At 43.5% G+C, this 21,865-nt stretch carries 17 protein-coding genes and 3 pseudogenes; 8 read left to right on the plus strand and 12 right to left on the minus strand.

All coding sequences use genetic code 11. The features are described 5' to 3' along the window. Nucleotides 1–94: 94 nt before the first annotated feature. The 4 genes from fliB to ACO9K6_RS11670 all read right to left on the minus strand — a co-directional run bounded on the left by fliB (nucleotide 95) and on the right by ACO9K6_RS11670 (nucleotide 5,595). Nucleotides 95–1,330 (minus strand): flagellin lysine-N-methylase, encoded by a 1,236-nt coding sequence (gene fliB, locus ACO9K6_RS11655; RefSeq protein WP_424767737.1) that lies wholly within the window; start codon nucleotides 1,328–1,330, stop codon nucleotides 95–97. A 483-nt stretch (nucleotides 1,331–1,813) separates the two neighbouring features. Further along, on the minus strand, nucleotides 1,814–3,238 hold the full coding sequence (gene araA, locus ACO9K6_RS11660; RefSeq protein WP_424767738.1) for an L-arabinose isomerase: 1,425 nt from the start codon (nucleotides 3,236–3,238) through the stop codon (nucleotides 1,814–1,816). Nucleotides 3,239–3,280: 42 nt separating this feature from the next. Beyond that, on the minus strand, nucleotides 3,281–3,976 hold the full coding sequence (locus tag ACO9K6_RS11665; protein WP_424767739.1) for an L-ribulose-5-phosphate 4-epimerase: 696 nt from the start codon (nucleotides 3,974–3,976) through the stop codon (nucleotides 3,281–3,283). Nucleotides 3,977–3,978: 2 nt separating this feature from the next. Then, complete coding sequence (locus tag ACO9K6_RS11670; RefSeq protein WP_424767740.1) at nucleotides 3,979–5,595, minus strand: xylulokinase; 1,617 nt, start codon at nucleotides 5,593–5,595, stop codon at nucleotides 3,979–3,981. 364 nt (nucleotides 5,596–5,959) lie between these two features. Here ACO9K6_RS11670 and ACO9K6_RS11675 point away from each other — a divergent pair, with 364 nt between their 5' ends. Further along, complete coding sequence (locus tag ACO9K6_RS11675) at nucleotides 5,960–7,051, plus strand: GntR family transcriptional regulator (RefSeq protein WP_424767741.1); 1,092 nt, start codon at nucleotides 5,960–5,962, stop codon at nucleotides 7,049–7,051. Between the two features lie 311 nt (nucleotides 7,052–7,362). Here ACO9K6_RS11675 and ACO9K6_RS11680 read toward each other — a convergent pair whose 3' ends face one another. The 4 genes and pseudogenes from ACO9K6_RS11680 to ACO9K6_RS11695 form a co-directional block, all read right to left on the minus strand. After that, nucleotides 7,363–7,728, minus strand: a complete 366-nt coding sequence (locus ACO9K6_RS11680; protein WP_424767742.1) for a hypothetical protein — start codon at nucleotides 7,726–7,728, stop codon at nucleotides 7,363–7,365. After that, nucleotides 7,721–8,047 (minus strand): hypothetical protein, encoded by a 327-nt coding sequence (locus tag ACO9K6_RS11685; protein WP_424767743.1) that lies wholly within the window; start codon nucleotides 8,045–8,047, stop codon nucleotides 7,721–7,723. Before ACO9K6_RS11685 ends, ACO9K6_RS11680 begins: the two co-directional genes overlap by 8 nt. After that, nucleotides 8,035–8,790: pseudogene (locus tag ACO9K6_RS11690) on the minus strand (restriction endonuclease); the annotation flags it as partial. The gene ACO9K6_RS11685 and the pseudogene ACO9K6_RS11690, both read right to left, overlap by 13 nt. Nucleotides 8,791–8,802: 12 nt before the next feature. Further along, a complete protein-coding gene (locus tag ACO9K6_RS11695) occupies nucleotides 8,803–8,988 on the minus strand; it encodes a hypothetical protein (protein WP_424767744.1) in 186 nt (61 codons plus the stop codon). Between the two features lie 1,045 nt (nucleotides 8,989–10,033). On the opposite strand from ACO9K6_RS11695, the gene ACO9K6_RS11700 reads away from it, so the two are divergent. The 4 genes and pseudogenes from ACO9K6_RS11700 to ACO9K6_RS11715 all read left to right on the plus strand — a co-directional run bounded on the left by ACO9K6_RS11700 (nucleotide 10,034) and on the right by ACO9K6_RS11715 (nucleotide 12,906). After that, nucleotides 10,034–10,435, plus strand: coding sequence for a hypothetical protein (locus tag ACO9K6_RS11700; RefSeq protein ID WP_424767745.1), 402 nt, complete (start codon nucleotides 10,034–10,036; stop codon nucleotides 10,433–10,435). Nucleotides 10,436–11,037: 602 nt separating this feature from the next. Continuing rightward, on the plus strand, nucleotides 11,038–12,402 hold the full coding sequence (locus tag ACO9K6_RS11705) for a methyl-accepting chemotaxis protein (RefSeq protein ID WP_424767746.1): 1,365 nt from the start codon (nucleotides 11,038–11,040) through the stop codon (nucleotides 12,400–12,402). A 79-nt stretch (nucleotides 12,403–12,481) separates the two neighbouring features. Next, a pseudogene (locus ACO9K6_RS11710) lies at nucleotides 12,482–12,544 on the plus strand (YiaA/YiaB family inner membrane protein); the annotation flags it as partial. 105 nt (nucleotides 12,545–12,649) lie between these two features. Continuing rightward, nucleotides 12,650–12,906 (plus strand): annotated as a pseudogene (locus ACO9K6_RS11715) (YiaA/YiaB family inner membrane protein). Nucleotides 12,907–13,231: 325 nt separating this feature from the next. Here ACO9K6_RS11715 and ACO9K6_RS11720 read toward each other — a convergent pair. Beyond that, nucleotides 13,232–13,702, minus strand: coding sequence for a hypothetical protein (locus tag ACO9K6_RS11720; RefSeq protein ID WP_424767747.1), 471 nt, complete (start codon nucleotides 13,700–13,702; stop codon nucleotides 13,232–13,234). Nucleotides 13,703–14,377: 675 nt separating this feature from the next. Here ACO9K6_RS11720 and ACO9K6_RS11725 point away from each other — a divergent pair. The 3 genes from ACO9K6_RS11725 to ACO9K6_RS11735 are packed head-to-tail and all read left to right on the plus strand — an operon-like array spanning nucleotide 14,378 to nucleotide 18,476. Then, nucleotides 14,378–16,078 carry a spore germination protein gene (locus ACO9K6_RS11725; protein WP_424767748.1) on the plus strand — a complete coding sequence of 567 codons (1,701 nt, stop codon included), beginning with the start codon at nucleotides 14,378–14,380 and terminating at the stop codon, nucleotides 16,076–16,078. Continuing rightward, nucleotides 16,075–17,172: a GerAB/ArcD/ProY family transporter gene (locus tag ACO9K6_RS11730; protein ID WP_424767749.1), complete on the plus strand. Its 1,098-nt coding sequence runs from the start codon at nucleotides 16,075–16,077 to the stop codon at nucleotides 17,170–17,172. Before ACO9K6_RS11725 ends, ACO9K6_RS11730 begins: the two co-directional genes overlap by 4 nt. Beyond that, nucleotides 17,172–18,476: a Ger(x)C family spore germination protein gene (locus ACO9K6_RS11735; protein ID WP_424767794.1), complete on the plus strand. Its 1,305-nt coding sequence runs from the start codon at nucleotides 17,172–17,174 to the stop codon at nucleotides 18,474–18,476. Before ACO9K6_RS11730 ends, ACO9K6_RS11735 begins: the two co-directional genes overlap by 1 nt. A 914-nt stretch (nucleotides 18,477–19,390) precedes the next feature. On the opposite strand, the gene ACO9K6_RS11740 is transcribed toward ACO9K6_RS11735, so the two are convergent. Genes ACO9K6_RS11740 through ACO9K6_RS11750 form a run of 3 tightly spaced genes read right to left on the minus strand, consistent with a single transcriptional unit; the run spans nucleotide 19,391 to nucleotide 21,748 of the window. Further along, nucleotides 19,391–20,191 (minus strand): SIR2 family NAD-dependent protein deacylase, encoded by an 801-nt coding sequence (locus ACO9K6_RS11740; RefSeq protein ID WP_424767750.1) that lies wholly within the window; start codon nucleotides 20,189–20,191, stop codon nucleotides 19,391–19,393. A gap of 3 nt (nucleotides 20,192–20,194) precedes the next feature. After that, entirely contained in the window at nucleotides 20,195–20,749 is a 555-nt protein-coding gene (locus ACO9K6_RS11745) for a non-canonical purine NTP pyrophosphatase (RefSeq protein WP_424767751.1), read from the minus strand. Between the two features lie 9 nt (nucleotides 20,750–20,758). Then, nucleotides 20,759–21,748 (minus strand): amidohydrolase family protein, encoded by a 990-nt coding sequence (locus ACO9K6_RS11750; RefSeq protein WP_424767752.1) that lies wholly within the window; start codon nucleotides 21,746–21,748, stop codon nucleotides 20,759–20,761. Nucleotides 21,749–21,865 lie beyond the last annotated feature (117 nt).

Raw genomic sequence — 21,865 nt, forward strand, 5'->3', positions numbered from 1 at the left:
CTAGTCATTAAATTAATCGCCGCTGTTCTTATTAAAGAACAAACTATATAGACTGAATTAAAGAACTGCATTTTGAAATGCTATATAGATTGTTTTATCCCTCATCCATCACCAAATTACTCATGGTTTCTAAGTTGCTATATTCTTTTTCATTAAAATAGGTCAAAAATCGGCGTAATTCATCAGCTGCATGCTCTACCGTTCTAGAATACGACTGAATTACTTTCACGACGTGATCTATCGAAAAAGATGTTTTGTGGTAGCCCATCATTCCGATCAGATGCAACTTAATAAGTGAAAAATGCAATACCAGCAAGACATATTCCTCAAACATGTCCCGTTTGCTCGGAAACAGGTTCTTGAAAACGTAGTTCACCAAAAAATTCTCCAGTATGTATCCGTGCTGTAACATAAACGGAGCAAACAGACTTTGATTGAATTGACAATAAAGTTCCAAAGTCTCTTCCGTTAAAGATTCACCCGTAAATCGAATCCCATCTAGAGCTTCCAACAAGCATTGAAGATATCTTTGATCCTTAACACCTGCAAACAAACGCATATCAATTAATTTTCTAAGGATTTGAAGCCTCTTCCCTGAGGATCGCGGAAATTGTGGAAGACGGTGTACAATACTCCCGTCTTGGATATCACGTTCAAATGAAGAAATAAACAAAGGAATATTCTTCGGATCTTCCGTTTCGAGACGTTCTTTAAGATGTGAGAGGAACATCCCCAAGAAAAGTATTCTTTGATTCAAAGAAAAGGACCGGTTCTGCAATAGTTTAATCGTAAATGCACGTAGTTCCAGAAAGTGAAGTTGTTGCTTAAGCACTGTCTCCTCAGTTGTACTCATTGTCGTCATAACCAAATGCCGTTCGTCTTCCGACTCATCCAGTTTCTCAAACCGTATACCTTCTGGATTTAGCAATACTAAGCGGGCCGCTTCCGGGCAAGAAACTGTCGCCGACCTCTCATAAGCACCGTTTACTACATTGGAAACGCGGGGATATGTTACACAAAGGTTAGAAAGGTGCTCCTCCCCTTTTTGCGCATGAATGCTGCACAATCTATCTTGGTTGAGGAGAGGACAGTATGAATCTTTATTAAGCATAATTTCCGCGTAATTCTCTTGGCACCTTTTAGAGGTTAGTTTCTTTATATGTTGAAAAATCGTATGATCTTCTCCCTGAACATATGCTTCCTCATATTTCTTATACGTTTTCTTATCAATGGTAATCTGCCAACCCGAACAGCAGGTATCCTCGCAGGCAGATCCAAGGCAGGAGAATTGTTTCATGTAATGAGGACTAACCACTGTTCTACTCTGCATATGCGTTGTTACCCACCTCGATTTATTCGTTATTAATTACATTGTTGTTCTTTATAAAGAATTATATTTCAACAACCGTTTTTTGTAAAGCAATAATATCAATAGAAGTTGAAGTTGATAATTCGGGGTGGCTTTGTCTTATCTTTTCCTGCTGTATTTTATTGCTGCAATGGGTACTTGTGATGATAGGGGAAATGGGTTATCTGGCCGTGATTCCAGCATTCGCTTCTAGAGTAGGGGAAAATTCCATTATGCCTGCCTGGTGAACATATAATATTGGGTAATCGGTCAAATTCTTATGATTGGGGATTGGATGAAGCGTTGGGCGGTGTACGCGTAGAAGACATCATCGCATCATAAATTTGCGTCATTTGTGATACGGTTCTCCGTACCATCCATAAAGCGAAACTATTCCGAAAACAAAAAGAAACCGTCTCTTGGTAAATGGAATAGCCATTTACGAAAGAAACGGTTGTCTTTATATTACTTGATGACGACGTATTCCAAGTTAACCAGCTTGGCGTAGGTCACGATTTGGTCTGTCGTCAAGTTCAATGAAACAACGGTATGGTGGCCGCCGCCATTCTCGATCCAAGCCTTCACTCCGTCCTGGAAGTTCGGTTTCACAGTCCACAAGACGCGAGCGACGGGAAGGTTCGGAGCCGGAACCGTCGGCTCGAATGCGGAAACTTCATTGATCAGCAATTTATAATGAGAGCCGAAGTCCGCCATGGATACGACGACGCCTTCGCCGGCTTTGCCGTCGAATACGAGACGCGCCGGATCTTCGCGGTCGCCAATTCCAAGCGGCGAAACAATAATTTTCGGCTTGTTACTTGCCAAGGACGGATCGACCTCTAGCATATGAGATTGCAGGATAGCTTCTTGACCGGCCGCCATCTCGTACGTGTAATCCTCCATAAAGCCCGTGTTTTGATTGCGGCTCATTACCTTCAGCAAGCGGTCAAGCGCTGCAGTCTTCCAGTCGCCTTCGCCGGCAAAGCCGTAACCTTGCGCCATCAGACGTTGGACGGCAAGACCCGGAAGCTGTTTCATGCCATGCAAATCTTCGAAGTTCGTCGTAAAAGCGTTATAACCTTTTTCGTCCAAGAAACGTTTGAGGGCGATTTCATAGCTTGCTTGAATTCTGACGCTCGCTTCCCAAGCTTCCTTGCTGTTCGTGCCGTAATCGAATTCGTAAAGCTCCGCATATTGGGCCATCAGATCATCAATTTCCTGCTCCGTAACGGCATTTACGTATTGCACGAGGTCGCCGATGCCGTAGTAGTCCACAGTCCATCCGAATTGAATTTGAGCCTCGACCTTGTCGCCTTCCGTTACGCCAACATTGCGCATGTTGTCGCCAAAACGAGCGACTTTGATATTAAAGCTTTCGTTATAAGCAACTGCTACGTCCATCCAATCCGCAATCTGCTGCTGCACTTCCGAACGCTCCCAGTAGCCTACGACGATTTTATTTTGTTTCTTCAGACGGGCATTAATGAAGCCGTATTCGCGGTCGCCGTGAGCAGCCTGGTTCAGGTTCATGAAGTCCATGTCAATCGTTGCCCAAGGAATGCTTTCATTGAACTGGGTTGCCAAGTGAAGCAAAGGCTTTTGCAGCAATTTTGTACCGCGAATCCACATTTTTGCAGGTGAGAACGTATGCATCCACGTAATGATACCCGCCACCTCGTCGCGATAGTTGACCTCTTTCATGATGCTTGTAATTTTATCCGCACTGACAGCCAGATCCTGCAAGACAATCGGATAAGGGAGCACACCGCTGTTATTTAAGGCATCAGTCATCGTCTGCGCGTGAGCTTTTACTTCAGCCAGCGCTTCTTCCCCGTACAGATGCTGCGAACCTACGACAAACCAAAACTGTTTAGCTGCTGTTACTGACAATTTAATCATCCTCTTTTCTGTATTTAATAATGGGTAAGGCTATTATTTCTGCCCGTAGTAGGCATCTTTCCCGTGCTTCCGAAGATAGTGTTTATCCAGAATGCCTTGAGGCAGCTCTTTGGCAAAATGGTTCAATTGCCGCGCGTACAAATTCATTTTGCAAACTTCCTCCAGCACGACGCTGTTGACGACCGCCGACTTCACGTCTTTCCCCCAAGTGAAAGGTGCATGCCCCTGGAGCAGTACGGCCGGGATCGCCATAACATCCAATCCGCGCTTCTCGAACGTTTCGATAATAACGTGGCCCGTCTCCGCTTCGTACCCGCGGTCAACCTCCTCTTGGTTCAAGAACCGCGCGCAAGGTACGGCTCCATAGAAGGTATCCGCATGTGTCGTTCCCATGACGGGTACATCGAGTCCCGCTTGCGCCCAGATGGTTGCCCAGGTCGAGTGGGTATGTACGATGCCACCGATTTGCGGATATCGCTTATACAATACGGCGTGAGTCGCGGTATCGGAGGAAGGTCTCAGGTCGCCCTCGACCACCTTACCGTCGAGATCCAAAACTACCATGTCGCTCGGCTTCATTTTTTCATAGCTTACTCCGCTCGGTTTGATCACGAACAGGCCGCTTTCCCGGTCGATGGCGCTTGCGTTGCCCCAAGTGAATTTTACGAGGCCGTGCTTCGGCAAATCCAGATTCGCTTGATATACCTCTTCTTTCAATTGTTCTAACAACCTTAGTCCCTCCTGTTCTCTAGCAGATGGTCTACAGCCGCCTGTTCAATGGCAAGCCCTGCTTGGTATCGTTTGATGAATGCTTGGAATCCTACGACATCCGCATGATCAGGAGCAATCTCCTGCTCTTCCGCATCTTTAAAGACTTTCTGCTCAAGGAAGTCCTCTAGGCTCTCTTCTTGACCCTTGTTGATCATGTAAGATGCCAGAAGCGCCATGCCCCATGCCCCGCCTTCGCCGGCCGTCGACATGACCGAGATCGGTACGTTCAGCGCAGCGGCTAAAGTCTTTTGTCCAACGACAGGGGTCTTGAAGAGGCCGCCATGAGCCAAGATGCTGTCAATGGCCACCTGTTCGTTTTCAGTCAAAATGTCCATTCCGAGCCTCAATGCTCCGAAAGCAGCGAATAAGTGCGTTCGCATAAAATTAGCCAGATTAAAGTTGCTTTCAGGCGAGCGAACGAACAACGGCCTGCCTTTGTCGATTCCCGTAATATTTTCGCCCGAGAGATAACCGTAGCTAAGCAATCCGCCTCCATCCGGGTCGGCTTCCAATGCCTTATTCAACAGCACACTGAACAATTTGCCGGAATCTACGCCGTATCCCATGGCTTCGGAGAATTCACGGAACAAGCCCATCCAATCGTTGAGATCGCTGGAGCAGTTGTTGGCATGCACCATGCCGACCGGACTGCCATTCGGCGTCGTGACCATATCGATCTCTGGGTAAACCTTGGATAATTCCTTCTCCAATACAATCATCGCAAAAACGGAAGTGCCCACGGAGATGTTTCCCGTACGCTTCCTGACACTATTCGTCGCAACCATACCTGTGCCGGCATCGCCTTCCGGAGGACATAGCTGAATACCGGGTTGCAGATCTCCGGCCGGGTCAAGAATGGCGGCTCCCGCCGAAGTTAGTTCACCAGCCTGCTCGCCGGAGAGATTCACTTTGGGAAGAAGACCCTCAAGCTTCCATGGATAGCCTTTGGCCGCGATTAATTCATCGAATTGCTTAACCATCGTTGGATGGTAGTCATGGGTTGACTCATCTATAGGGAAGATGCCGGAAGCATCTCCAATTCCGATCACTTTATTGCCGGTCAGCAGCCAGTGGATATATCCGGCTAACGTCGTTACAAAATCAATGCGAGTCACATGTTCCTCTTGGTTTAATATCGCTTGATACAAATGGGCAATACTCCAGCGCTCGGGGATATTAAATTGGAACAAGTCCGTTAGTTCCCTTGCTGCCGCGCCGGTCGTTGCATTGCGCCAAGTCCGAAACGGAACTAGCAGCTCACCCGTACTGTCGAACGCCATATAGCCGTGCATCATAGCGGAAAACCCGATCGAACCGACGGTCCGGATGGTGACTCCGTAATTCCGTTCGACTTCCTGCTTCATTTCACGATAAGCGGTTTGGAGGCCTGTGATAATATCCTTCTGGTTGTATGTCCAATATCCGTCTTTCAACTGATTTTCCCACTCAAAGCTTCCCGATGCGATGGTCTCGAAACGACGATCGATCAACACCGCTTTGATCCGCGTAGATCCAAATTCGATACCTAGGGAAGTTTCTCCCTTAGTTATCGTTTCTTTCAAGTCTACTTGATTCATGGTCACATATATCCCCTCTCTGTTCGCGGTTTACATAGAAATTCGATCCCTATATTGGCTGCTTCCCGATCGAATCGGCCACTTGATGAGATATCCGGAAGGTTTCGACCGAAATAAAGCGGTTTCATTTACCGACAGTTTTAGTATATTTTCTGTACGTACATTTGTCAACAGATACTAATAGTTATACTAACATAAGGAGATGCACCGACTTTACTCGTCTGATTATGGTGCTTTCCTATTGATAACCATGGAATTTGTACTGTTAGAATTGAAAATAGTGCCATTTCATTTGCATTTCACGCAATTCATGCTAAAATATGTACGTATAACTTTTCGAACAACGATGAAAGAAGTGGATGGCATGAAGCCAAAATACCAGCTCATTATTGAAGATATCAAAAGTCATATTCTCTCCGGAACGTACAAAGCAAGCGAGAAAATCCCTTCTGAGTCCGCTTTGCAGGAGAGCTATAACGTTAGCCGGCAGACGGTTCGAAAAGCCATTCTGGAGTTATCGAACGAGGGGTTCCTGCGAAGTGAGAGGGGATCCGGCACGTACGTCAGCAGCCAATACCGGTCCAGAACGGGTGCCAAGGCCATAAATAAAACGATTGGTGTCATCACAACCTATATCTCAGATTACATCTTCCCCTCCATTATCCGCGGCATTGAAAGCCGATTAAATGAAGATAACTATTCCTTGCTGTTAGCCAGTACTAATAATGATATCTCCCAGGAAAAAAAGGCGTTGGAAATGATGCTGTCCTACGGCGTGGATGGACTGATTATAGAGCCTACCAGAAGCAATGTATACAACCCTAATATCGCCTACTACCTGTCTTTTAAGGAGCAGGAGGTTCCGTTCGCAATGATCAATGCCTATTATGAAGAATTGGAAGTCCCTTTCTTCTGTCTGGATGACGTGCAATCGAGCTATCTCGCAACCCGAGAGCTGATTGACAAAGGACATACTCACATCGGCATTATCGCGAAAATGGATGATTTGCAAGGCAAGCTTAGAATGAAGGGATTTATCAAGGCTCTTGGGGAAGCCAAATTGCGGTTCCAGCACGAGCATGTGCTTTCTTTCGATACGGAGACGAAGTCGGACCTGTCCGCTAACTTGGAAGTGTATCTGAACGATAATCGGGATGAATTGACGGCGCTTGTTTGTTACAACGACGAGGTAGGTTTGGAAGTGTTACATCTCTGCAGAAAACTGGGGATTTCGATTCCGGACGAGCTGTCCATTATTGGCCAGGACAATTCATATTTCGCCAAAAACGCGAATATCCAACTAACGACGCTGACGCACCCCCAAGAACAAATGGGACGCGACGCAGCGGACTGGGTCATTAAAAATTTGCAAGGCAAAAAGGACTTACCCATCAATACCTACTACCAGCCCGTATTAATTGAGGGTGAAACCGTGAAAGCGATTGAAGTGGAATAGCTGGGTTCTGAGTTATTACTTGTGGTATGTTCAACTAACCCGGTTGGATTTTTATTTTCATGACATGCACGATAAACCGACGATTCGATGCCAAGACGCTTTGCAAAGCCTGCCTTTTTGTCTACTTTTCTGTGATGTTGCGTCATTGATGATACGGTTCACCGTATCATCTATAGAGCGAAATTGAAGGCACCCGTGCTGGGTGCCTTCAGATTTGCGATATACAGTGCTAGTAACTCAAAAACAAAGGGGTTATCCCGGTTATATTGAAGCTATTCAAGAATCTCCCCCATGAGCAATACACTCGATATTTAAACATGAGAACTTGGCTGAAAAAAACTGCTAACCCCATACTGTTGATTTGTTCGACTAAAAGATACATCTTTTAATCGTAAAATTGTCTTATTATCATTTGGATTACTCTGAATAGTATACGTCCCCTCATCATTAATTCCCATTAGTCTTTGATTAAATGGGCAACTAAAGTATCCTATAAAACTATGATTGACGGTAAGAGAGTCTCGCTTCCAAACCTCTCCTACTTCCCAAACAGAAAGTTTTCTCGATGCAGAAAATAAATAAACAGTTCCGATATATATTGTTCCGGCCTCTGAGATAAGTAGGCAGTCTTTAATACATTGCGGTAACTTTGGACTACCAAAGATTTTATCAATCATCAACATCACCATCTTCTGGATCTCGTTTAGTATTTTCCTTTCTATGTGCTAATAGAATTAACACCCCTTGTTTTAACTCCTCAACCTCTTTAACTAAATCGTGAACTCCATTTCGTGATATATAGAGGTGACCCTTTCTCTCTTCAATGTTAAGGGCTACTGTCCTTCGAATAGGCTCATTACTCCTGTTATGTTCTACAACAGGGGTCTTATAGTATGTAATGTTTGCCGTAGCCCTTTTAGGATTGTCACTCTTAAAGTATTCATATGTTGAAGCAAAGAAAAACTCAACAGCCTCGTTTTTATCTAAGTAGGGCATCTGTTTAAATATATCCAGATCGTTAATTCCACCATCATCGTATGGAAGATCTGCGTAAATTCAACTGAAACATCGTATGCCGGAGCCCCACCAGTATTTTTGAGTGCAACTACAAGAATGTTGAAATTATCTTTATCAGGGACAATTCTAACACTCACAGCAGGTTCCTCTTGCATTTCCCGCTGTCTCCTTGCTTCAGTAACCATATCCCTTGTAGCTAACAAATACAAAATAGTAACTATTAAAAGGATGGAACTTACAATGACCCCCACAGCAGTAGATACTGCTCCTAAGTTAGTGTACCAGTTAGTTGAGAGATCTGTATGTGAAAGCAAAACAGTTATCGCAATCAGTGATAGAGCTATTACTAACGCGAGGGCAATTACACCTAATATTTCTCGCGGATTTTTCTTTTTCATCTTAGGTGAGGTGTTATCTGAGCTCATGTAATCTATCTCCTCCATATCTTCAACTTCTCCCCCACCATGCCAATACTCCACTCGAAACTGCTCCGCTTCCTTCTTCGCAGGTCCCATCAAGTCTGACGTAGTGACCAGCAACGTCAGCATGCAACTGTGATTCCGCTTGGCAGCCACAAGCTCCCGAACCGTCCGGACAGGAACCATGTTGTGGTCAGCGTAGCATTTTGCCTGCACCGCCGTTCTCTCCCCGCGCTTGTCCACAATGACTAGATCCACTCCACCGTCATTTCCGCCAACTCCGACCTCATGAACGACGTAGCCCTGTTCTCGGAGTTACAAGGCCAGCAGCCGCTCAAACTCCACCCCGTTCAGGTCATCCAACGGTCTGGACAGGATGACCTCGTCTACTCTGTATGTTTTCGCGCTCCGATTAGTTTTCTGCCGCGTTGTTCCCAATCGCTTCTTGCTTGAATTGGCAGAGCGTTTCTTTCTGCTCTTTCTCTTCTTCTTTGGCTGCAATAAACCCGCGACAACTCCAAGTACTATCACTGCAAGAAAAACAAAATGATTTCCTTCATAGCAAACCTCGCTCTAGTTGTTCTCTGTTCTCTTGTCCTATCCTACTATGTTTGGGCATAATTTCCTACCCTTCTTGCATGCCATGCGAAGCCCAGGACACAAACAAACTGAAGAACGAGTTCGAAGTCAAAGGCCTCGCTGGACCCTACCAGCAAAACATCTGGGTTATGGCTGCAGCAGTCATTCCTTTTGCCGCAGAACACATCGAGATCCCCTCTTCAAACGAAGAGATCCCAACCCATACCATACGCATGGTGCTCCGAACCACCGATGAGGATGGTACAAATGAATACGTAGACGGGACCGACCTTTTCGTACAGATAGACGCTGAAAATCAAGAGGCAGCATTCGTCCTAGTGGATCTCTGGGCAGAAGGTCCTCCCGTCTTTCACGGCGGAACTTTACCCGATGCTCTCCGATGGGTATGCGAGCTCAGCGAGCCGTTTCATATTCAACTCGATGACCCATACCTGATACCGGAGCATCAGTCCCCCCTGAAACGGCCACAATGACGCCGAAAGCGGGCAACAGTCGAAGTCCCTTGAGAAAAGAGAAGAGAATGATGGCTTCTACCCCCTGTTCTGACAGCCCAGGTTGACTGGGTAAGAGCAGCGTTTACCTGAGGAGTCGCAGCCTCTCAAAACCTGCTAACCATCATCCCCGTCACATCGTTTAACTCCTCGATAGTCTTAACCGATCAAACGCCCGAGCTGTAGTAGACAGTTGCAATGGTTGCCCATTCTCTCAGCTTATCTTTGAGCTTATATAAAAAATATTGTTTTAATAGATATAACTACCTATAATGGGATTGTCGAACATTTGGTTCTTGAGATTCAATATTGCATCAGGGTTCGACACAATTCTATTACTAAGGGACTGTCTTCGGTTGCAATTCTAATAGGGTCAGAGACCCCAATTCACAAACTAGTATAATGATTTCAGTTCACAGCAAACAACAATGAATACTCGAATGAGGTGTAGAGTAATGGAGAATGTATCAATAAGCCAAAAGTTTTCATTCGAATGGTCAGGCGGTTTTAGTTATCTTACCTATCTAAAGAAAAAGCATGAAATTACGATTACCGAGCAGCTAATGGAGATTGAATCCCAGAACTTGATTCTCGGCGCTTTTCCGACTAAAAAGAAGAGGTCTGAGCTGTGCTTACATAACATTAAAGAGCTTGGTCTACAATCCAAAATTAATTGGTTCGACCTCGCTTTCGGCATATTATTTGCCCTTGTTACAATTTTCCCCTTAAAGTTATGGTTTTTAATTTTCACCCTTTGGTTTCTGTATCGAGCGTTTAATACTGAGGCTTTTCTAGTCGATCAGCCTGTAGATACGACACTAGGCAGGAAACCTCCGGGTGGAGGATGGAATGAGTAACGAGACTGAAAGATATGAGATAGACGGTACTCCTTGTTGGAGGAAATCAATCGGAATAGTTGACGAACGTTATGTAGTAGAGCAGTAGTGGAAGAAAGAATTTGTCCTATCTGCTTAGAAGGGTTTATCGCCGGACAGTCTATTGACATTCTAATTTCGAACGGAGCCTTATTTCCGAATAAAACATTACATAGTGGATGCTTTAATGGACAAGAAACTGTAGTTTACTTAACAAATTCCTATAAAGAGTATAAAGAAGCTTTAGAGAAGTATCGCATGTGGACGTAACGTTAATATAATCGAAGGGAAGCGCTAACAGTGGGTAAGTATGATATTAACAGCGTAAAAGAGAATAATCGTCCTATGCGTTCAAGGAGTTAGCTATGAAGTGAGTACTTCGAAGGTAACTAAGATCGTATTCCAATTCGAGTACTTCTAGGGTTTACCGTTATAATAATATAATATGAAAAGGATTGAAGCCAACGATGGATATGATACAACTCATTAATCAAAGAAATAAACTCTTAGTCATTATGTTATGGTTTACCAACATCCTGGGAGTCTTTTTTTGTATAAGCCAAAGCTACACCGTGGAAGAAATAGTGCAAATTTTCTGGGCAGGCACGTTAATTAACACAGCAATTATATATTTGATTTGGAAACGGATATGGATTCAAGCGACCAAATATATCATCGTAGGTTCCTTTCTGATTTCCACGAACAACTCCTTCAGCGGCGACACCTTAAGCTTGGCTTTGCTGATTTTGGTTTTCTTTTATATCGTGCTCATTTCTTTGTACGAAGATTGGGTCGCTTTGCTTATCGTATTTGCGGGTTCATCTCTCATATCCAACTATTATCTGCTCAAATCGTACGATTTCTCCGTCCCGGACGTTGTTGCGCCTGATCTGATCCTTCTGGACTTTTTCCTGCTACTGGTGACAGGTATTCTGATGGCTCAGGTACAGTTCAATATGAAAGTACGCAAACAAGGTATGACGTTATACAACGAAGTAGTCGCCATAAAAGAAAAGAACGAGGACAACATTCGCTCCATTCAAGACACCGTTCAAACGCTAAAAACGTTCAGCCAAGAATTGGTTAACAACATTTCCAACACATCACGAATCTCTCAGGAAATGACCAAAGCTTTTGCTGACGTTGCCGCCGGCGTGGAGACGCAAGCTTCTAGCATAGTCGAAATCAACGAGTCGATACATCATACAGCCGATTTTATCAATGAAGTCAAATCCTCAGCCGACCAGTTGAGTCAGTTGTCCGCTTCCAATTTTAAAGTGGTTACAGAAGGAATCCATAAACTAGAGGATTTGGAGTCGGAAATCAAGGAAATGAGCGGGATTACCCACTCCATCGTCAAAACGACGAACGAATTGAGCCAACGAAGTATCCAAATAGAAGGCATTCTCAAAGAAGTCGATGAAATGGCAAAACAAACTAATCTGCTCGCTTTGAACGCAGCTATTGAAGCGGCTCGTGCGGGAGAACACGGCAGAGGATTCTCGATCGTCGCGGGTGAAGTACGCAAACTGGCGGAGAACTCCCGGAAGTCTGTGGAATCGATTGCGGATATTTTAGGCGGAATTCAAATGAAAACGGAAGATGCGACCCATAAGGCAACCGCCGGAGAGCAAACCGTTATAAAAGGCGAAAGGTCGCTGTTTGCTCTGAAAGAAGGGTTTAACAACATCGTGGTGAATACCGAAAATGTCGTCAAAGAGTCAGCTGGTATTGAGGAGAAGTTGGCCGAACTAACCCAAAGCTCGGGAAAAATTTCCGAAGAATCGTTATCGATTTCGACCATCACGGAGCAACATACGGCGACAACCCAGGAAATTTTGTCAAGCATCGAAGTACAGGCAAACATGACGAAGGAAATTGAAAATAAATATTCCGAACTGGATCGCATTATCGGGAAATTGGAACATATCGCAAAACAGGGGACATGAACCGAGGGAGGCATCGAGATATCGTATGCGTAATTCAATGGCTTTTACTGTAACTTCTTATATAGCACTAGCGGCGGGAATGTTCCTCTATTGTGTAGGCATCTATAACGCCGATTGGGTACTGAGCGTAAAAGGGCTTTACCTTCTGTGCATGGTGCTGGTAATTATGGGTTGTATCGTCGTTCAGAAGGTTTCTCGGGATAACGTAGAAGATCGAGAGATTCAACAGTATAACCAGAAACACCGGATGCGAAATACAGTGGCTTTTACGGCTATGGCGTATGCCGAGTTGATTATCGGATTCGGTATGTTCTTTATCAGTATCTATAATGCAACTTTCGAATTGCACGTAAAAGGGTACTCTATATCGCCTGTATTCTCCTTATCGCATACAGCTCGATTGGGGTTCAGAAAGTAACCCGCGATAATGCCGAGGACAAGGAAATTAGGGCTGAACAAGAACAATCTCACGGAAATATCCAAAACGATACGTACTCTGCGTAAGACGATTAGGGAAGCCTTTAGGTGAAAATGCCTAGAGGCTTTTTCAGATAAGTCCATTGTTAATACGAGATGATGAAATAGGGAATATAGGAGTGATACAAAGCCGGGAGAGTTTACGGTTGAAGAGTTAAAAAATATCAAACAGTATGTACTATCAAAACAGTAAGAAATCTAGATACAATTTCCTATAAAGTAATTATGAAAGATATAGTATCTGTAAAGGTAGGAATTAGGAATAACAGTTATACTTCAATAAGATAACGAGGAGGTGCGTAGGAATTGAAACAAGAGCAGCGGGAACTGTATGTATATACGAAAGATCATTTTATCGAGGAAAGAAAACGTCTATCTGACTTAGGTATCCCTCAGCAGTATGATGTTTTAACATTTCCGCCAGTTTCTGAGCAGTAAATTTTGTCGTTCTCTGTTCAACTAGTTTGAACATGTACTCTTTAAAAACAATCTCTATAAGTGAGGCACACAGAATTACAATGGATTTATTAAGTCTATTTATGTTATCTCCACTTCCGACAATACTGTATCCTTGCTCCAATTGTTCCTCATTCTCCAAGTTTAGTCTGGCTTTTATGGCACTTTTTCTTCTTTGTGAATCTTCCTCCAAATTTTTGGAATCGTTCATTATATCAATAAAATCACTTAACAGTGCATCAGCCTTACTGAAATCATAATCTCTATTAAAGGTTTCCCTCAGCTTGAACACAATTTTCTTAGCAATTTCATTCTGCTTACTCTTTGCATGTTTCCTAAGTTCAAAGACAGAATATAGTATGTCCACCGCCTCAATATTCGGAAAAAGCCAAATGTAACAAACACATTCCCATCAAGCCCACAGTTTGTACATCCTACAGGATAAGTTGAGTGCTTAAAGATAAAGCTACACCTAGGACAAACATGTTTTAATAGACCCTCTTCATACAGACTAATATCGTTTTGATTCTCGGACATACCAATTCACCCTGTTCCACTGGAGTTTTGACAAGCATTTATGTCTCAAAACATTTCTTATTCCTCTTTTACTTGTCCCCGCCCCCATTAAGCCATTTACAAAAATTTCGCCCTATTTGTGATACGGTTCACCGTATCACTCTAACGGCGAAAAAAGGCACCTGCGGGTACCTTCTGTATAAAGTTCCAGGAATTCAACGTTTTTAAAATGATATCCGTAAAGCTTCTAAATTTGAATCAAGTATACGATTCCTCTTTAAGTAAGGTAAAGTCCGGGTCAGGAAATTTTTAAGAAGAATAGCAGAAGAGCATCAAGAACCACCTAGAGACTCATGCCCTTCGATTACGTTTGTTCTTTGCTTTGTTTTTTCGCCAGGTCAGGAAGCCTCTGCAACAACAGCATCATCATGCGAAAATTTGGAATATATTTTGAACTCTGCGCGGATAATAACGATTAAATGATTCGGTGGGCATCTCCAGCTCGCTTTCGCAGGGGGATAAGCAGATGAAAGGTTGGAATAAGTTAAAAAAGTATGTAATGGCTGATCTTTCGCAGGATACCATCTCCTTTTCTCTTGGCCATTGGGAAACAGACGTTCATTCTGGAACGTCCGAGCAAAAAACGGAGTCGAAGCATACAAATATGCCTCAAGTCGCTCCATTGCTTGGCGACTGCGGTTCCACCCGCATGGCTGTCCGGATTAACGAGAATGTCGACTGGTTAAAGCAGCAATTCTCCTATCCCCAAAATAGCGACCTCGTCTTTCGCCCCTTTGCCGTTGGCCGCGATTCTACACAAGGCATGGTCGTCTATCTGGAAAACCAAATCGATTGGCAGCACCTTAACGAAACGGTAATCAAGCCGCTGATTTCCACGAACCATTCGCAAGAGTTGCCTGTAGATGTCCATACTATGAAATTTCTTATTTTAACGAATTGCCATATCACCTCCACCACAGTCCTTGGAGATATCGTGCAAAACATATTAGCAGGTTCGGCTGCCATTATCGTGGACGGCTTAGACACAGCGGTTATTGCAGATGTTTCAGGAGGAGAAAAAAGGTCTCTTGAATCCCCAAAAACCGAAAGCGTAATTCGCGGTCAGCAAGTAGGTTTCACAGAAGATTTGCCGACCAATTTGTCTATGATCCGACGTCGGCTCAAAACCCCCGATTTGATCATCGAATCCGGAAACGTGGGCAAAATTTCGCGAACCCGGATTTCGATCGTTTATTTAAAATCGATCACTAATGTCGAGATAGTTGAAGAAGTGCGCAGACGCATCTCATCCATTCAAGTCGACTATATCGGCGACAGCGGGATGGTCGAGCAGATGATCGAAGACAGCCCGAATTCCATTTATCCCGGTTTGCTTGCCACGGAAAGGCCGGATCGCCTTGCGGCGCTGGTCGCAGATGGATATGTCGGCATTCTTGTAGACAATTCACCGTATGCGCTGATCGCTCCGACCAACTTTCCTCTGTTCCTGCAAACCTCCGAGGACGCCTATCTGCGCTGGCAATTCGGCTCGTTCCTTAGGATCATCCGCTTGATCGGATTTGTCTTCTCGCTTTATTTGCCGGCTGTCTATATCGCCCTTGCCAATTACCACCAGGAAATGATTCCGACAGCACTTATTTTGGCGATTGCCAACACACGTGAAACTGTTCCGCTGCCCGTTGCGGCGGAGGCCTTCTTGCTCGAATCGATGTTCGAGCTGATCCGGGAAGCCGGAGTACGCATACCTAGCGTTATCGGTCCGACCATCGGCATCGTAGGCGCATTAATACTCGGACAAGCAGCCGTTCAGGCGAATATCGTCAGCCCGATCGTAGTCATCATTACTTCCGTGACGGCGCTCGCTTCTTATACGATTCCCAACTATAGCATGCAATTTTCAACGCGAATCCTCCGCTTTGTTTTTTTGGGGTGTGCTTCATTCCTTGGATTGATCGGAGTCATCCTGATGTCCATCATGCTATGGTTAAATTGGATGTCTAAAAACCGGTTCGGGGTACCGGCGCTTGCCCCGATAAGCCCCAGACGCCCGAGCAATGACACCATTCTTCGGGGTTCGATGCAGCAGCAAACAATGCGAGCGATATCGGCGCGTCCTCGCCAATCAACCAAGATTCCGGACGAAAAGACGGACGGACAAGGCGGAAGTCATTCCCTTCCGCCGGAGCAAGGGGGAACTACCCCGTGAGAAAGCATCATATCGGCGTACGTGAAGCGGCATCTATCGGGATCATATTTATCATAACGAAAATATTTTTGCCTTTTCAACGGACACTATCCGAAGGTGGCGGGACCGCTTCCTGGATCATTGTTCTTATCGCCGCGATTATGTGTCCACTGACTTGGTGGGCCATCCGCGGCGTCCTTCTGAACGCCAAAGAAGGAAACTCGCTGATCGAGGCAACCGAAGAGATATGGGGTCCCTTCTTTGGCACTTTGATGAATCTCGCTTATTTCTGTTTTTTCTTCATGATCACATTTCTCGTACTTCGAGAATTTGCGGAGATTCTACGTACTGTCATCTTGCCAAACACCCCAATTAACGTCATTCTAATCTCTCTGTTGCTAACCGTTTCCGTAGCGGCTCACAGCGGTATCGAAGCGGTGGGACGCTTCTGTTGGTTAACCGTTGGTTTAATCGTAGGAAGCATCTTTCTAGTGCTCATTTGCGGTTTGATGACGCACGCGGAACCGAATGCGTTGTTCCCTTTCTGGGGAAAAGGTAAAGAACAAATATTAAAATTGGGAATTGTGAAAAGCTCGTTGTTTTCGGAAATGCTTGTATTTGGTTTTCTCCTCCCCAGAATGCGAAAATCGCAAGAATGGGGGCGTGCCATATGGTGGTGCATGGCGGTTTCTGCGCTCACGCTCTTCAGCACAACGATTATCTATCTTTTCGTGTTTCCATATCCGACGGCTATCCGACTAAACGTTCCAATGTACGAAGTGAGCCGACTCATTTTTTTCGGGAGATGGATCCAACGTCTGGAAAGCCTGTTTCTCATCGTTTGGCTCATCAGCGCGGCCATGAAACTGGCCATCGGATTGTATTGTACAGCGGCCACGATGTCCAAAATACTGCGACTGCCCAAATTTCAGCCTCTTGTTTTTCCATTGGCGCTCCTTGTTTATGGCTTCGCCCTGCTCCCCGAAAGCGAGATAAAGGTAATCGCTTGGGATGATAAACTTTTGCGGACTTACGGCTCTCTATTCTCCATAGGCTTTCCCATGATAACGTGGCTCGCCGGCAGTGTAAGAAAAGGCAGGAGGCGCAATTTGTGATGAGAAGTTTTCGGCGTATCGCCGCACTATTAAAGATTTCCTCTTTATGTATGTTGCTTCTGAGTGGCTGCTGGGATAGGCAGGACCCGGAAAATATAGCATTCATAATGGCCGTAGGAGTTGATCCCGGACCTAACAACGATTACATCTATACTTTTGCCCTCGCCATGCCGAAAACGAGCAGCGGCGCAAGCGGCGGAGGCGGAGGCGGGGAAAGCTCTCAAAAGATTCTCGACGTATATTCCGTAGAAGGCGCCAATCTTGCTTCTGCCCTGCTCGCAAGCCAATCATATGTAGCCCGCAGATTAACTCTCAAGCATTCGAAAGCGTTCATTCTCGGCGAAGGGCTCGCCCGCCAAGGATCGATGCCGATCCTTGGCGAGGTTGTGCGCAATAATGAATTCCGCCGTACCTTAAACATCATTACGTCGAAAGGGCGGGCAGATTCCTATATCAAACATATAAAACCCACGATGGAGAAAGATATCAACTTATGGTTCGAGCTGGAGATGGATCCCCACAATATCGGGGCTGTCACTCCGAAAAAATCCCGGTTTCACAACTTTATCGTGGATATGGAACAACCGGGAACCGGGGCAACGACGATTCTTTCCGCCATTCGTCCAGATATTGAGAAGGGAGCTACGAATCTCCAGGACGAGGAGTCATCGTCTGATTCGAATTCACGCCCGCCGATGGTCGGTGACCAATATGCGGGCAGCCTGCGCAGGTCCGGAGAAATACCTATCGATATTTACGGCAGCGCCGTGTATCGAGGTCAGAAGCTGATCGGGTTTCTTTCGGGAACGGAAACAAAAACGCTTAATATGCTTCGCGGAGAATTCGAACCAACTATATTGGAATTTCATGATCCGTCAGATCCGGAGCGCAATATCAGTTTCAAGGTAAATTCTCAAAAAAAACCCAGCTTAAAAGTAAAGCGGACTGACGATGATCAAGTGCGGGTTGCCTTTTTGCTCCAAATGGAAGGCGATCTGATAAGCTCCATGTCAAACGTGAATTATACGAAGCCGGATCAGCAGAAAAAGCTGGAGAGTGCCGTAGAAAATGAATTAATAAAAAGAGCATCGGAGTTACTGGACAAAACGCTTTACCAATGGAATGTCGACTGTTTCCACATCGGCAATCAGCTCAGGGCTTCTTTTCCTACCCTGAAAGCGTGGTACGCCTATAACTGGAGGGAGCACATCAAAGAAACGAAGTACGAATTGAATATTCGCTTTAAAATGCGCCGACATGGAGATCAAGTAGGTCCAGCCGTCGAAGGAGACAAAATGAAATAATGGTCATCCAACTTTTTAAGTTCAGTTTACTTGCGGTAGTTTCAATATGGGCGAGCTTCTACATCGGATGCCTGATTCCCCAGCTCTGGCGCCAAAAAAATTACAGGGGTGCGGTCGGTATCGCCGCACTCGCCTGCTTGACATTGATTTTGCCTTTGGTGTTCACTCTATTTAGACAATGAGCTTATGGTTAACAGCCTAACCTTTACCACAATTGTTACTCCGTTAATGATGAATTTGTTTTTCAAAGAACAGCCTGGGACTCGAGTGCAAGTCACAAACGATTGAAAGGGTACACAGCTAGTTTTCTTCAATGAACCAACCACGGATCAGCGATTAAGTTGCTAGTCTCATCCCGCAATTCTTCCAATATGGGTCCGGTTGAATTGATCATCATTGGTATAGTTACAATAATCGCTTGATTTATTGTTGCAACGGGAGCCCCTAACTCCGACTTATCTTCATACCATTGATAACTTAGCGTCTAAGTGGCAAACAGATAGGCCAAGTATTTCAGTTCAACAGGAACAGGTGCAGCTCGCTTCGGTATGCTCCCCTGATATTTGGGCAATCGTAACTCGTCGTATTATGAGGTTAGTCAGTTTTTACTGGCTGACCTCTTTTAGAGGTGTATTTATCGAGCCGGATTTGAACGATCGTACCCGTGGGAACGTATCCCTTGCTGATGTTGTCTCCGTGCTTGAAGTTCAATCAGCCCCCATCTAGCGATGGGAGCTTACGACTGGGGATATCATTTCAATTCTTTATCCCCAAAAAAATTAGCGTCACTTGTGATACGGTTCACCGTATCACTTATTAAGCGAAAAATGCAAAGCAGCACTTTTATTGAGTGTAACTTTGCATTTTTCGATTTTCTACTTATACTCAATCGAGAGGTCGTCATATAAAAACACTCATTTATTAACCTCTTGCAGTAGCCTCTCTAAAAACATTGGTAGTGCAGTGTTGGGATCATCAGAATCTGCAACAATTACCTTTACTCCCCGTTTTTCTAGCACTAACTCTTGAATTGGATTTGGCTTTAAAAGAAACAAATACGATGTTGGTCTTTTATTTGCATAAGAGGACTTTTCCCATATTTTCTGTAATTTATACAATAGATATCTAATGTTAATATCGGATAGACTGTATCCAATAAATAATATAGATTTTCCAAGAGTATCTGACCTTAATTTAATATCCAATGGCCCTTCAAAATCCAATCTCTCAAAATAACTAGACTCAGTAAGAACCATAGAGTTGTCATCATCAAAATCACCATGAAACTTTATTAATTGGGGTTTTCCTTCTTCGATGTTCCTAAGATCACCGACATTTTTTATCTTAATTATATCTCTTTTATAATATTGATAAGCTCTTTCGATCCATCTATCATAGTTTGTTGTATATATTAATGGAAAATCTAAATCAACAATAAATTTATGTGCAGGTGAATCCTCTATCTTTACATTTGTATGCCAATTGATATCCATCCAGCTTCTTAACTCACCGATAGAACCTTTCGATGAAGTATAATACTCTGCGAGAGCAAGGGAGTCACCAAACATATTAAAAATTTCTGGATCATAGTTAATTTCATTTGCAATATGATTAATCAAGCTTTTCCATGTGGGGAGTCCTAATTGAGCTGAAAGACCTGCACCTGCGAATAAAATAACATTTCTATTACGAATTGATTCAACGAGTTCTTGCACTACTTATTTGCCTCCTTTCATTAAATACGATGCAAAACTACTTAAGGCCATCCTCCTCATTGATATCTCATTCTTCCTATCACTCAATTCAGCAAAGGTTTTATCAAATCCATTTGGAATAAAGATGCAATCCCATTGAAATTCTCTATTTCCTCGAGGTTCTGAAGAAATTTCGCCATCAATCTCGCCGTAAAAATAGTGTATTTTATTCCCATCGCAATAACCAATGGTTGTTTTCGCTGTGACGGACTTATTGTCTATTTCTTTGAATAATTCGGAGAATTTATCTGCTTGTAGTGTATCCCAAAATATCTGAGTTAGTCCTCCGGGAAACCCATTTAAATATTTTATGTATAGTCCTGTATGTTCAACAAATAACGGTCTTCCAATGATGTTAAAAGCCTTTAAAACCTTATCTCTAATTAATTTATTAGATTCGTTTGTTTGTAATTCCTCTATTTTTATATTATATGGAATAACATTTATGCCTGAATCACTTAATATAAGCCTTGCTTCCTCGATTTTAAATTCATTTCCAGAAATAAATCTAATATCCATAAATACCTCCTAATTAATTTTTCTGAAAGAATATGATGTTGAATTTGCTATTATTTTGTTGAGATGTGCTCTGTCACCAAAGTGCTTCAAAAATACAGAATACTCATCAGTTAGTGTAATGTTGTGCACTCTGGGATTATCAGTACAGAGAACAAATGGAATGTCATGTTCAATAAACATTGATATGGGATGACTAGTGATTGATGAACAGCAACCTGACATTATGTTACTAGTTAAACATACCTCAAGACATACATTTTTTTCTTTAATAAGTTCAAGTATTTTATTTGACTTTGCAGAAGCTAATCCATGTCCTATTCTATCTGCCTTACACTCATTAATCGCCCATTCTACATTTTCTTCATTCCCTGTTTCACCTGCGTGAATTGTAACTCCAAGTCCCAGATCGAATTTTACATTGAGGAAAAAGTTAGATAATTCACGCTTGTTTAAGATGTAATCTTCGTCTCCAGATAAATCAACACCAACAATTACTCCATTTGAATTAACTCTTTTTATTGCTGAAATTAGAAGGTGTGCATCTTCATTTTTATATTCATGCCTAGTTAATGAAAGAATTAATCGCGCATCAATATTAAACATTTGAGAAGCTACATTTATACTCTCTATTAACCACAATAGTGCTTCCTCTAGAGATATGTTATTTATTCTACCGATATAAAATGGGGAATTTCTTATCTCGATATATCTTACATTATCTTCAGACAATTTTTTAAAAGTTCCAATCATCATAGTCTGTAATGAGTTATATCCAACAGGTAACAGCTTGAATATCCTCCATGGTTTAAAATACTCATTTAAACCGTTTACAGAATCTAGTATCTGAAGATCTGCTTCTAAATCTAATCCTGACGGTACAGTAATATCGAGCTCACTAATAAGTCTTTTAATAATATCGGTAGGTACCGCTCCATTAAAGTGAACATGCAAGTCACTTTTGGGTATGTCTTTTATATCGATAAAGTTGCTATTATTCAAAATAACATCCTCCATCTTCGAATTCAAGAATCGGCATATAATTAACAATATATTACATTTAAGATATATTCACCCTATTTATGATAAGGTTCACCATACCACAGATAGGGCAAAATC

Origin of the sequence: Paenibacillus praedii, from assembly GCF_049725345.1 — a bacterium.
Taxonomy (GTDB): Bacteria; Bacillota; Bacilli; order Paenibacillales; family Paenibacillaceae; genus Pristimantibacillus.